Source organism: Streptomyces sp. NPDC030840, assembly GCF_055572015.1.
The window spans coordinates 670,671-683,147 of record NZ_JBVIEE010000002.1 but is presented as its reverse complement, the minus strand read 5'-3'; the positions used below and the strand labels follow the sequence as shown (position 1 = coordinate 683,147).

Here is a 12,477-nt window from a genome sequence, read left to right as displayed (position 1 = left end):
CCGGGGCCATTGAGCACCTCTCCGTGGGGCCCGGCGGCCGCCGGGCCCCACGGCCGTCCTGAGGGAACCGACCGTGCGGCGACGGCCGCCGGAATCCACCTGTCAGTGACCGGGCTCCTCCAGGGCGGGCGTCAGGTGTTCAGCGGGGCGTTCGAGCGCCACCGTGGGCAGTCGCCGGGCGAGGGGAGCGGGCAGCCACCAGGCCCACGTGCCGAGCAGCTGCATGGCTGCCGGGACGATGAGGCAGCGGATGATCAGCGCGTCCATCAGGATCGCCACGGCGAGGCCGAGACCGAACTGCTGGAGCATCCGGTCGGTGCTCAGCATGAAGGCGCCGAACACCACGATCATGATGGCCCCGGCCGCCGTGATCACCTTGCCGGTGGCGGCCAGCCCTTCCCGCACCGCGAGGGAGTGGTCCTTCGTACGCTCCCACTCCTCATGGATCCGCGAGACGAGGAACACCTCGTAGTCCATGGAAAGACCGAACACGATCGCGAAGATCAGCACGGGGAGGAAGGCCTCGATCGGCCCCTGCTGCACCCCGAACCAGCCCTCCTGGAACACCAGGGTCATGGCGCCGAGCGCGGCGGAGATCGAGAGCAGGTTCAGCACAGCCGCCTTGACGGGGATCAGGACCGACCGGAAGACCAGCATCAGCAGCAGTGAGGACAGTCCGACGACGACGGCGACGAACAGCGGCAGCCGTTGCGAGACCGTGTCCGCGAAGTCCTGGGAGGCGGCGGTGGAACCGCCGACCAGGATGCCGGCGCCGGTGTCGCGCTCAATCTCCGGAGCCACGTCGTCGCGCAGGTGATGCACGAGGTCCGTGGTGCCCTCGTCCTGCGGCGCCGCCTCGGGGTAGACGATCACGGTGGACAGGGCGCCGTCCTCGGAGGGCATCGGGGGACTGGCCGCGGCCACGCCCTCGGCCTTGGCCAGTTCGTTCCGGACGGCCTCGCCGGCGGCCTCGTCGCCCTGCGCCAGGACCACCAGCGGACCGTTGAAGCCCGCGCCGAAGCCCTCGGCGAGCAGGTCGTACGCCTTCCTGGAGGTCGAGGTCCTCGGGTCGTTGCCCGCGTCGGCGAAGCCGAGCCGCATGCCCAGCGCCGGGGCGGACAGGGCCAGCAGGGCGAGGACGGCGACCAGCAGGGCCGGAAGCGGACGGCGCTGCACGCCCGCCGCCAAGGCCCGCCAGCGGCGGCCTTCGGCCCTGCCCTTGGCCGCGGCCCTGGCCGCGTGCTTCAGCACGTGGCGCTGGATGCGCCTGCCGAAGAGCGCCAGCAGCGCGGGCAGCAGGACCAGGGACGCGGCCATGGTGGTCAGCACGGTCAGGGCCAGGGCCAGCGCCACGCCCTGCAGTGAGCCGAGGCCGAGCGCCACCAGGCCGAGCAGGGCGATGATCACGGTGCAGCCGGCGAAGAAGACCGTGCGGCCGGCGGCGTTCAGGGCTTTGCGGGTGGCGACGGCCGGGTCGGCGCCGTCGGTGAGCTCGTGCCGGTAGCGGTAGAAGATCAGCAGGGCGTAGTCGACGCCGACGCCGAGTCCGACGAGCATCGTGATGGGCGGCGTGAAGTCGGCGACGGTGAAGACGTGCGAGGCGAGGGCGATCAGGCCGAGGGCCGAGCCGACCGCGAACAGGGCGGTGATCAGCGGCACGGCGGCCGCCACCAACGAGCCGAAGAGCAGACCCAGGATGACCAGGGCGGCCACGATGCCGGCCAGTTCCGCGGTCGGGCTTCCCTTGTCCTCCGCGCCTCGCACGGCGTCGCCGCCGAGCTCGACCTGGAGCCCGTTCTTCTCGGCACCCTTGGCGGTGTCGATGATCGCGGTGACGTCCTTTTTGGGCACGGACTCGGCCTTGCCGTCCAGCGTCACGGTGGCGTAGCCGATCGTGCCGTCCTCGGACACGGCGGAGGCGTCGGCGTACGGACTGCGGATCTCGGCGACGCTCGGCAGCGCCTTCACCTCGGCCAGCATCTTCTCGACGGCTTCCTTGGACCCGTCGACGCCCCGGCTGTCCTTCAGCACGATGTCGACGCTGTCGCCGGCCTGGGCGGAACCGTGCCGCTTGAACAGGTCGGTGGCGGCCTGGGAATCGGTGCCCGGCAGGGAGAAGTCGTTCCTGTACGCGGAGCCCGCGGCCTGCGAACCCAGCGTGACGGCGGCCAGGACGGCCACCCAGAGCAGCAGGGCAGTCCAGCGGTGACGCTGCGCCCAGCCGGCCAGGGCGCCGAACCGGCCGCCGTGCGGCGGATCCGACCGGCCCGGTGCGGGTGGGGCGACGGACGCGGCTGCGCCGCGAGTGGGAGACATGGTGACTACCTCGTATTCGAACGGGAGTGGCCTGGCGTAAGAAGCACGCCCACCACGGCGCCGCACACCGTGGGCACGCCCGTCCCGAGGGCGATCAGCACGCCGCCGATCTCCATCGCCAGGGCCCCGGCGGCCGTGACCAGCAGCATTCCGAAGGCAGCCCCGACGAGCGCGCCGACGAACGCGGCGATGCCCCGTGCCGGGAAGGTGGGTGTGTTCACGCACTGGATCGTCCCTGCGCGGCCGGGCCCGGGTCGTCAGTCCCCGGACGACACCTGGCGTACCCCAGCGGATGTAGGACACCATCGCGGCGTACCTCAGGGGTTGCCGAGCGGCTCGCCGTTGACGGCCCCGGGTTGTTGGTCTCCCGGCTCCGGGTTGCTGGGTGTCGCGTGGTGGGCGGCTCCGGGTTGCTGGGTGTCCCGTGGTGGGCGGCCCTGGGTTGCCGGGTCATCCCCGCCGGACGGCACCGGGTTGCCGGGTGATACCCCGACGGACGGCCCCGGTCGCCCGGGCTGCCTCGTGACGGGCGGTCCGGGCTGTCGGCTGCCCGGCGACCGACGGCCCAGGTCGCCGGCTCCCGTGCCCGGCCGCGGCCGGCCTACTCCGCCAGCCAGCCCGGGCTGACCATGCCGGACTCGTACGCCAGCACCACGACCTGCGACCTGTCCCGCGCCCCCAGCTTCGACATGATCCGGCTGACATGCGTCTTCGCCGTCGACGGTGACAGCACCAGCCGCGCCGCGATCTCGTCGTTCGTGAGCCCCGCGGCCACCAGCCGCATGACCTCGCGCTCCCGGCCGGTGAGGACATCGAGCCGAGGATCCGGCTCCGGGCCCTTCACCCGGCCCGCGAACTCGGCGATGAGCCGCCGTGTGACCGACGGGCTGATCAGGGCGTCGCCCCGGGCGGCGACCCGCACCGCGTGCAGCAGTTCCTCCGGCTCCGTGTCCTTCACCAGAAAGCCCGTCGCCCCGGAGCGCAGCGCCCCGTACACGTAGTCGTCCAGATCGAAGGTCGTCAGGATGACCACCTTCACCGACGCCAGCCGCTCATCCCCGGCGATGGCCCGGGAGGCTTCCAGACCGTCCATGCCCGGCATCCGGATGTCCATCAGCACCACGTCCGGACGGAGTTCGCGGCACGTCGACACCGCGGCCTGCCCGTCCGCGGCCTCCCCCACCACCTCGATGTCGTCCTCGTCATCCAGGATCGACCGGAACCCGGCCCGGACGAGCCGCTGGTCGTCCGCCAGCAGGACCCTGATCATCTGTCACTCCGCTCCATCTGTTCTCCTGTGACCCCGTACGGCAGCCTGGCCCGCACCGCGAAGCCGCCCTCCGGCCGCGGGCCCGCGGTCAGCTCGCCGCCCAGTGCCCGCGCCCGCTCCGTCATGCCGGCGATCCCGCTGCCGCCACCCGCCCCGGCCGAACGGGCCGCCGAGCCCACGCCGTCGTCCTGGACTCCCAGGGTCAGCTCCCCGTCCCCGTAGACGACCCGGACCGTGACCCGTCCGGCGCCGCTGTGCCGGACGGCGTTGGTCAGCGACTCCTGCACGATCCGGTAGGCGGCCAGGTCGACCGGGGCCGGCAGGGCACGCTCGGCCCCGGTCCGCTCGAACCTCACCGAGAGCCCCGCCAGCTTCGCCGAGCCCACCAGCTCCTCCACCCGTGCCAGACCCGGCGCGGGTGCCGTGGGCGCCGCCTCGTCGACCTGCCGGAGCACACCGAGCGTGGCCCGCAGCTCCCGCAGGGTCTCCCGGCTGCTCGCCTTGATCGCTCCGAGCGCCTCCTCGGCCCGGCCAGGGTCCTTCTTCAGCCGGTGCAGGGCCGAAGCCGCCTGCACGTTGATCATCGACACGTTGTGCCCGACCACATCGTGCAGCTCCCGGGCGATGCGCAGCCGTTCCTCGGTGGCCCGCAGCCGCGCCTCCTCCTCGGCGTACGCCACCCGGCCGTACCGCACGCTGCCGAGGGCGACGACGGCGACAAGCCAGCCGGCGAGCATGAACACCGCCGTGCCGTTGACATCGCGGTTGCCCGCGAGGGTGCCCGCGCCCACGCCGATCACCATGGTCGCCGCCATGGCGATGGCCGCTCGCAGCCGGCCCTGCGCCGCGATGGCGTACAACGCCACGATCGGAACAAGGATCAGCGGGCCGTCGACCACGCTCAGCAAGTAGTAGGCGCCCGTGACCACCACCGTGAACCAGCCCACGGTCACCGGATACCGGCGCCGGAACAGCAGCGCCCCGCACACCGCCGTGATCAGCAACCAGGACGCGATCAGTGAGGGCACCGGGACCCGGCCATGACTCAGCCGCTGCCCCTCGGCGCCCAGCGCCACCAACACGAACACCCCGCCGGCCAGCGCGGCGTCGGCGCGGGCCCCACGGGGCAGCCGCAAACGGGTCCGGTCGAAAGGCGGCACGCGTCCATTCTGCAGTGCCGCGCCTCTAAAGGCCCGGCGACCGCCGGGAGTTGAAGCCGTAGACGCGGCTCGCGTTGTCGCGGGCCGTCCACCTGGCGATGCGCAGGGCGTCCGGCAGGCTCAACTCGTCGCTGTCCACCCGGGACTGGAGCAGGGCGGCCAGGCCGTGGCGGAAGGTCAGGGAACCGAGGTGGTGGAACTCGGCCGCCCCGTACGCGTCCGAGCTGTGCAGGAGCTTGCGGAACGGGGTGATCTCCAGGGCCTCCTCCAGCACGGCCCGCGCCCGGGCGGGGCCGACGTGGTGCAGGGTGAGACCGACGTCGAGGTACACCTGCTCGAAGACCGCCGACAGGTAGGCGGCCTGGCGCTGGTAGGGCCAGCAGTGCAGCAGCATGACCGGGATGGTGCCGGACGTCAGATGCAGCCAGTCGGTCAGGTGGGTGGGGTCCACCCGGTGCATCCGGATGTCGTTGTCCCCGAAGCCGACGTGCAGTTGGAGGGGGAGCCCGAGGTCCACGGCGGTCCACAGCACGTGGCGCACGAGGACGGGGTCGTTCAGCCGGGGGACGGCTTCCGTGCTGTTCAGCCAGCGTGCGGCCGCCGCCGTGACGTCGGCGGCCGAGGGGCGGGCCGGGTCCAGGTCGAAGCCCGTGCGGTAGGCGGCCACCGACTTCACCGCCACGACGTCCCGCCGTTCGACCGCGTCCTGGACGGCGACGCGGAAGGCGGTGGCGTACTCGGCCGGCTCCACACCCTCCGCCGCCACGGCCTCGGCGACGCTCTCCAGACGTACGACCTCGTAGGCGACGGCGTTCCCGGCCGCCGCGGCGAGTTCCGCGGGTGTCGTGACGTCGTCGGGGGCGTACCCGGTGTCGACGCAGAACACCTCGGTGCCCGCGGCCGTGAGGAACCGCCCATTCACCTCGTGCGGTCCCAGCTCCGCACGCCGTGCCAGGTACGCCGTGGCGGGCGCGTGCCGCGGCAGGTCCAGGACGGGAGCGCAGTGGCGGCGGATCGCCACGCCGACAGGGGTGTCGAAGAGGGAGATCCCGCTGCCTGGCCAGGCATCACCCTCGGTGATCAGCGACTCGAACCCGTCCGGGCCCGGATCGGTGGTGACCACGCCGTGGCAGTGGTGGTCCACGAGGGGGAGGGCGGCGAGGGCCTCGTGCACCGGACCGGTGGCGGAGGACGGAGGGCTCACGGTGGTCAGTACTTCCAGCGGTACGCCGCCGCCACGAGCTCGTCGTCCAGTCCGGACACGGCCTCGATCTCGCCGGCGCGCACGGCGATCACCGCGTCGGCGAGGACCGGTTCCAGCGCGGCGCGCAGCACCTCGTCCCGGCGGAACTCCTCGACGGACGCCGCCAGTGAGGTCGGCAGGCGGCGCACGCCACGGGCCGCCGCCTCCTCGGCGGCCAGTCGTGCCGGGTCGCCGCTGGTCTCGTCGGGCAGGGCCGCGGCCGACTCCAGGCCGTCGAGCCCGGCAGCGATCAGGCAGCCCAGGGCGAGGTACGGGTTGGCGGCCAGGTCGACGGGCTTGACCTCCAGGTTCGCGTCCTGTGCCTGGCGGCCCGTCATCCCGGTGATGACGCGCACCGCGGTCTCACGGGTCTCGTGCCCCCAGGCGGTGAACACCCCGGCCCACTGCGAGGGCCGCAGCCGCAGATGGCTGGCCGGGGACGGGGCGGTGACGGCCGTCAGCGCCGGGAGGTGCCCGAGCAGGCCCGCCACGAACGACTCGGCATCGGCCGTCATGCCGTACCGCCGGTCGCCCCCGGCATGGAGGTTCACCCCGTTGCGCCAGGCCGAGAGGTGGATGTGCCCGCCGTTGCCGACGCCCTGGGCAAGGACGGCCGGTGAGAACGACGCCCTGAGCCCGTGGCGCCGCGACACCGCCCGGATGGTCTGCCGCACCAGCACGCTGCGGTCCGCGGCGGCCACCGGGTCCAGCGCGCCCACGGAGATCTCGAACTGGCCGGACGCGTACTCGGGGTGGATCTGGTCGACCGCGACGCCCTGTTCCGCTAACGACGTCAGCAACTCCAGTGCGTAGTCGCTCAGTTCGACCTGCCGGGTGGCGCTGTAGGCCGGGCCGGTGACGCCGGGGACGAACGTGTCGCCGGGCGCCGTGGCCTGCCCGACGGCCCACTCGACCTCGACGGCCGCCTTGAACTCGATGCCGTGGCGCAGGGAGGCGTCCCTGACGATCCGGCGCAGGAACGTGCGGCTGCACGCCGGGTGCCGCGCCCCCTGCTGGGTGATCCGGTCGACCGGGGCCCACGCCCAGCCGGGCTGCGCCGACAGGGCCACGACCTGGTCGAGGTCGGGATAGAGACGCAGGTCGCCGTCCGGTGAGCCGAGCACGTCGGTGGTGACGATGGAGTCGTTCGCGAGGAACGTGTCGAACACCGGCGACATGCCGACGCCCCAGGCCGACGCGGAGGCGAGCCGGGACACCGGGATCGTCTTCACCCGGCAGATGCCCGCGGTGTCGACGTAGGCGAGGACGACACCGTGCACGCCCTTGGTGGACAGGTCCTTGGCCTGTGCCCTGGCCCGCCCGACGTCTTTGGGGCGACCGCCGGGGACGGGGTCGGCCAGGGTCGTCATACGTCCTCCTCGCGCGCTCGCTGCTCCGCTCAGGGTTTCACGGCAACCGCCCCGAACTGCGGTACCACGACGGGGGAGCCGGAGTCGGCACGCCAGTGCGAGCACGACACCAGACCCGGATCGAGCAGTTCCAGTCCCTCGAAGAACGCCGTGACATCCGCGCGGGTGCGGGCGGTGATGGGCGGGGTGGCGTTCTCGTTCCAGAACCTCATGGCCGGGATCTGGCCCTCGCCGCCGAGGTCGGCGTCGGCCGTGGGGTGCGTCAGGACGAGGAAACTGCCGGAGGGCACCGCCGCCATGATCCGCCGTACGATGTCCCGCGCCTCGCCGGTGTCCAGGACGAAGTTGAGGACGCCCAGCATCATGACGGCGACCGGCCGGGTGAAGTCCAGTGCGCGCGCGGCCCGTTGGAGCAGGGCGTCCGGATCGCGCAGGTCGGCGTCGACGTACTCGGTGACGCCTTCGCGGGTGCCCGTCAGCAACGCGCGGGCGTGCAGGAGCACGACGGGGTCGTTGTCGACGTAGACGATCCGCGACTCGGGCGCGATCCCCTGGGCGATCTCGTGGGTGTTCTCCGCCGTCGGCAGCCCGGTGCCGATGTCGAGGAACTGCCGCGCCCCGCGATCCTCGGCCAGGAAGCGCACCGCCCGGCCCAGGAACTCGCGGTCGGCGCGGGCGATGTCCCGGATGACCGGGAACATCGAGGCGACGTGCTCTCCGACCCGCTGGTCGACCTCGTAGTGGTCCCTGCCGCCGATCCAGTAGTTCCAGACGCGTGCGTTGTGCGCCACGGAGGTGTTCAGCCGGCCCGGCAGTCTCTGATCCGCACTCACGTCTCTGCCCCTTTCGAACCGTCCGCCATTGTGCCGCCCGGTTGATCACCGTGTCAGCACCTCGACTCCTCCGCGCCTCGGCACGTCGTGGAACGCGGCTGCCCGGCGCGTCCGTACGCACCGGGCAGCCACCGCGAGCCGAAGCGGACTCAGTCCTCCGCGGGCCGCGGGCGGCGCGGGATGCCGAGCGCGCACAGGGCACCCGCGAACATCACGGCCACACCGACCCACACCGCGGGCCGCGGCCCGTCGACGAAGTCCTGCGGGGTGCGCGTGCTGCCGTACGCCACGAACACGGTGCTGAGGACCGCGATGCCGAGGGCGCCACCGACCTCGCGGATCCGTGGTGTTGGCGCCGGACGCCTTGCCCGCGTGCTCCTTGGCGACGGAGCCGAGGACGACGGCCGCGGTGGGCGCGAACACGAAGCCCATGCCGGCACCGGCCACGATCATCGGACCGACCAGGGACGAGTACGCCGTCTCGGTGTCCACGACGAGGTTGATCCAGCCGAGCCCCACACCCTGGAGGAACAGCCCGAGTGCCATCAGGCGGCCGCCGCCCACCTTGCCCGTGAGCAGACCGGCGACGGGTGCCACGAACATCGGCATGAGCGTCGGGTTGTCGAGCGCGACCACGCCGGGCGCGTCCCGTGTTTCGGCGGGGGCCCGGCCCCTTGGTGGTCGGAAGTGGCCCGGAGGCGGCCGGGGCGTATGGCTGCGCGACAGTGGTCCACCGTCGGGTACGGCGCGTGTCCCCGCCCTGGATCGTGGCCGGGGCGCCCTCCGAACCGACCGGGGGAGGGGGACTGTCGTTCCCGGCTGATCGCGCCCGGGTTCTGCCGTCCGGGCCGTGTCCTGGAGGGGCTCCCGCAGTGCGCGGGAGCCCTCTCCCCGCCCCGTCTCCGCCGGCCCTTCTCCCGGGTCCCGTCCGGGCGGCTGCCCAACTCCTCCGTCGGCAATGCCCGTTGTCCGACCCGTCATGGCCGTGGCATCGGTTGATCTTCGGTGCGTCAACGTGATTCGCAGGTGCTGTTCTGGGCATGTCAATCCTGTTCGCATGCCCCCACCCCCACCTCCCCCCACGGCAGCACCAGGAGGACGCAATGAACACGCGTGCGCGAAGGCTCCGCAGAGCATCCGTCATTTCCGGCAGCGCCGCGGCGCTGGTGATCGCCTTCCCCGGCAGCGCGCTCGCGGCCCCGCCCCAGGCGCTGCCCGCCAACGCGGACACGACCGAGCAGACCTGGCAGCCCGCGTACGACTACGACACGGACGGCTGCTACCCCACGCCCGCCATCGGCCCCGACGGAACCGTCAACGGCGGCCTGAACCCGGCAGGCGCCGTCAACGGCGAGTGCCACGACGCCTCGGACCTCGACAACACCAACGGCTACTCCCGCTACAAGTGCAACAACGGCTGGTGCGCCGTGATGTACGGCCTGTACTTCGAGAAGGACCAGGCCGTGGCCGGCAGCGGCGTCGGCGGCCACCGCCACGACTGGGAGCACGTCGTGGTGTGGGTGCAGAACGGCCAGGCCCAGTACGTCTCCACCTCGGCCCACGGCGGCTTCGACATCCACACCCGCGACCAGATCCGCTGGGACGGCAACCACCCCAAGATCGTGTACCACAAGGACGGCGTCAGCACGCACGCCTTCCGCCCCGCCGGCGCGGGCGACGAGCCTCCGGAGAACGACAAGGGCACCTGGCAGTACCCGCCCCTGGTCGGCTGGAACGGCTACCCCGCGGGCCTGCGCGAAAAGGTGAGCGCGTACGACTTCGGCAGCGCCAACTTCGGCCTGAAGGACGCCAACTTCACCTCCCACCTCGCGGCGGCCAAGCCGTCGGGTATCGCGTTCGACCCCAACGCCTGACAGCAGGACGGCGCCGGGCGCGCCCCTCACCGTCGGACAGCACACCTACGATGCGTCCGGCTGGTGCAGGGGCGCCCCGCTGACCGACTCGGACGGCCTGCCGTCCACCCCCACGGGAACGTCCCCCGCCGTCATGACCCGGTGCATGACGCGGGGGAAGTCCAGGTGGGCGGTGTCGCCCGGGGCCAGGTGGATCGTGGCGCGGTTGTCCCACATGGCCACGCTGCCGGGCTCCCAGCGGAAGCGGACGGTGTACTCGGGCCGCGTCACCTGCTCCACGAACATCTCCAGCAGCAGCCGGTTCTCGGCCCGCGAGACACCGATGATGTTCTCCACGTAGTACGGGTTGACGTAGAGCACCCGCTCGCCGCTCTCCGGGTGCACACGGACCACCGGATGCGCCGACGCCACCTGGTGGTCCTGCAGGTGCAGCATGTACGCGTCGGGACCCGAGCGCGGCAGGTAACCGACCCCGAGCCGGTGCTCCGCGCGGAGCCCCTCGGCGAACCTCCGCACGGGCTCGGACAGTCCCGCGTAGGCGGTGGCCAGGTTGGCCCAGGTGGTGTCCCCGCCGTACGGCGGCACGCGCTCGGCGCGCAGAACGGTCAGGGCCGGCGGGTCGATCCGCGCCGTGTGGTCCGCGTGCCAGCCCCGCAGCGTCGAGTGGCGCCGCCGCTCCAGCCACTCCGCGTGTGACATCCCGTGCCGCCCCGCCAGCTCCAGCCGGTCGGCCGTCGTCTCCACCTGCGGGAACTCGGCGGGCGAGGCGGAGCCCCGGGACCGCGGCGTGATCGGCTCCCCGAAGCGGCGGGCGAAGGCGACGTGCCCGGCGTGGTCGAGCTCCTGCTCCCGGAAGAACACCACCTTCCAGCGCAGCAACGCCGCCCGGACCTTGGCGACCGTCTCGTCCGTCAGAGGACCGGCCAGGTCGACACCGTGGATATCGGCCCCGATGTGCCCGGCGACCGGCCGCACCTCGACCGTGCCCGACCCGTTCCAGGACGTCCCCACATCCATCAGCTCCCCGCGACGCTCTCCGCCGGCCGACCCTCGTGCCGGATCTTCCCACCCCGCCGCAGGCCCATGCCGGACAGCCGCGAAGCGACCCGTTCCGGACGCGGCGGCCGTCACCCGGGGCGATGGTTCCCGTCCATGTGCGGTAGGGTTGACGTGCGTGATCACGCGGGACACCCGCGGACGCATCGGGACGTGGCGCAGCTTGGTAGCGCACTTGACTGGGGGTCAAGGGGTCGCAGGTTCAAATCCTGTCGTCCCGACCAGCTTTGTCGCAGGTCGGAAGCCGTTCTCTCCTCGGGGAGGACGGCTTTCCGCGTTGTCGGAGGAGGCGACGGTGAGGGGAGGCCGCGGCTTCGCGGGCGGCCTCCGGTACCGCTCAGCCCCCGGCGGCGGCCTTCTCGGCGCGGGACAGGGCGACGTCGAGTACGACCAGGAGCGCGTCCCTGACCGAGCCCGTCCTTCGTGCGTCGAAGGCGATCAGCGGTACCTGTTCGGTCAGGTCCAGCGCCCAGCGCACCTCGTCGAGGTCATGCTCGATCTTCCCGTCGAACGCGTTGACGGCGACCGCGAAGGGTATGGCTTTGTGCTCGAAGTAGTCCACGGCCGCATGGCAGTCGTCCAGGCGGCGGGTGTCCACGATCACCAGACCGCCGAGCGCTCCCTGGACCAGGGCGTCCCACATGAAACCGAACCGCTCCTGTCCCGGTGTGCCGAACAGGTACAGCTTCAGCGTCGGGTCGATCGTGAGGCAGCCGAAGTCCATGGCGACGGTGGTGGTGGTCTTGTCAGGGGTGTGCCTGAGGTCGTCCACGCCCGCCGCGACCTCGGTGATCGCGGCCTCGGTGGTGAGCGGCCGGATCTCGGAGATGGCGCCCACCGCGGTGGTCTTGCCCACCCCGAAGCCACCGGCGATGACCAGCTTGACCGGCAGCGGCGGCTGCTCAACCGCTGTTGCGGAGTGTGCCCCGTGAGTCGGGGACGGCACGGAGACCATCGATGACCCTTCGCAGTACGGAGATGTCCTGGGATGTTCTGGCATTCGGCACGTACACCGCCAGGTGGCCGGCGGCGCACAGGTCCTCGGTCAGCACCCGGACGACGTTGAGGTGCAGTCGCAGCCGGGCGGCCAGTTCCGCCAGCGACTGCGGCCGTTGGCAGGAAGTGACGAGGTCACGGTGTTCGAACTTGAGTGAACGAAGGGCGGCGAGCCCGTCCGAGGTGGCCACGACCTGCGTTTCGAGCGGGAGCGCGGACCCGGCGCCGCCACCCGACACCCGGCCGGCGGTCAGCAGGAACGGCCGGATGGCGGGGGCGCGGCCCACGGGCTCCGGTGCGCTGTCGCCGTCCCCTGCTGCCTCGCGTGGTCCTGGTCCACGGACGGCCATCACCATCCC

General features: G+C 72.3%; 12 protein-coding genes and 1 tRNA gene. 2 read left to right on the top strand and 11 right to left on the bottom strand.

What is annotated here, in order from left to right:
• Nucleotides 1-102: 102 nt before the first annotated feature.
• The 8 genes from ACZ49J_RS07085 to ACZ49J_RS07050 form a co-directional block, all read right to left on the bottom strand.
• The gene (locus ACZ49J_RS07085) at nt 103-2,316 is read right to left on the bottom strand and encodes an MMPL family transporter (protein ID WP_467452229.1); all 2,214 of its coding nucleotides are present in this window, start codon (nt 2,314-2,316) and stop codon (nt 103-105) included.
• A gap of 5 nt (nt 2,317-2,321) precedes the next feature.
• Nucleotides 2,322-2,537, bottom strand: coding sequence for a hypothetical protein (locus ACZ49J_RS07080; protein ID WP_467452228.1), 216 nt, complete (start codon nt 2,535-2,537; stop codon nt 2,322-2,324).
• Between the two features lie 380 nt (nt 2,538-2,917).
• Complete coding sequence (locus ACZ49J_RS07075; RefSeq protein ID WP_467452227.1) at nt 2,918-3,586, bottom strand: response regulator; 669 nt, start codon at nt 3,584-3,586, stop codon at nt 2,918-2,920.
• Nucleotides 3,583-4,746 carry a sensor histidine kinase gene (locus ACZ49J_RS07070; RefSeq protein WP_467452226.1) on the bottom strand — a complete coding sequence of 388 codons (1,164 nt, stop codon included), beginning with the start codon at nt 4,744-4,746 and terminating at the stop codon, nt 3,583-3,585. The genes ACZ49J_RS07075 and ACZ49J_RS07070 overlap by 4 nt, the downstream gene beginning before the upstream one ends.
• A 25-nt stretch (nt 4,747-4,771) precedes the next feature.
• Nucleotides 4,772-5,950, bottom strand: coding sequence for an amidohydrolase family protein (locus ACZ49J_RS07065; protein ID WP_467452225.1), 1,179 nt, complete (start codon nt 5,948-5,950; stop codon nt 4,772-4,774).
• Between the two features lie 5 nt (nt 5,951-5,955).
• Entirely contained in the window at nt 5,956-7,359 is a 1,404-nt protein-coding gene (locus ACZ49J_RS07060; RefSeq protein ID WP_467452223.1) for a type I glutamate--ammonia ligase, read from the bottom strand.
• Between the two features lie 29 nt (nt 7,360-7,388).
• The gene (locus ACZ49J_RS07055) at nt 7,389-8,192 is read right to left on the bottom strand and encodes an SAM-dependent methyltransferase (protein WP_467452222.1); all 804 of its coding nucleotides are present in this window, start codon (nt 8,190-8,192) and stop codon (nt 7,389-7,391) included.
• A 45-nt stretch (nt 8,193-8,237) separates the two neighbouring features.
• Nucleotides 8,238-8,795: a hypothetical protein gene (locus tag ACZ49J_RS07050; RefSeq protein ID WP_467452221.1), complete on the bottom strand. Its 558-nt coding sequence runs from the start codon at nt 8,793-8,795 to the stop codon at nt 8,238-8,240.
• A 500-nt stretch (nt 8,796-9,295) separates the two neighbouring features.
• On the opposite strand from ACZ49J_RS07050, the gene ACZ49J_RS07045 reads away from it, so the two are divergent.
• Nucleotides 9,296-10,066 (top strand): NPP1 family protein, encoded by a 771-nt coding sequence (locus ACZ49J_RS07045; protein ID WP_467452219.1) that lies wholly within the window; start codon nt 9,296-9,298, stop codon nt 10,064-10,066.
• 45 nt (nt 10,067-10,111) lie between these two features.
• Here the strand turns inward: ACZ49J_RS07045 and ACZ49J_RS07040 are convergent, their stop codons facing one another.
• Nucleotides 10,112-11,083: a TauD/TfdA dioxygenase family protein gene (locus ACZ49J_RS07040; protein ID WP_467452218.1), complete on the bottom strand. Its 972-nt coding sequence runs from the start codon at nt 11,081-11,083 to the stop codon at nt 10,112-10,114.
• A 186-nt stretch (nt 11,084-11,269) separates the two neighbouring features.
• On the opposite strand from ACZ49J_RS07040, the gene ACZ49J_RS07035 reads away from it, so the two are divergent.
• A tRNA-Pro gene (locus ACZ49J_RS07035) sits at nt 11,270-11,346 on the top strand.
• A gap of 113 nt (nt 11,347-11,459) precedes the next feature.
• Here ACZ49J_RS07035 and ACZ49J_RS07030 read toward each other — a convergent pair.
• Together ACZ49J_RS07030 and ACZ49J_RS07025 are read right to left on the bottom strand one after the other, a co-directional pair.
• A complete protein-coding gene (locus ACZ49J_RS07030) occupies nt 11,460-12,077 on the bottom strand; it encodes a GTP-binding protein (RefSeq protein ID WP_467452217.1) in 618 nt (205 codons plus the stop codon).
• Entirely contained in the window at nt 12,025-12,468 is a 444-nt protein-coding gene (locus tag ACZ49J_RS07025) for a DUF742 domain-containing protein (RefSeq protein ID WP_467452216.1), read from the bottom strand. Before ACZ49J_RS07025 ends, ACZ49J_RS07030 begins: the two co-directional genes overlap by 53 nt.
• Nucleotides 12,469-12,477 lie beyond the last annotated feature (9 nt).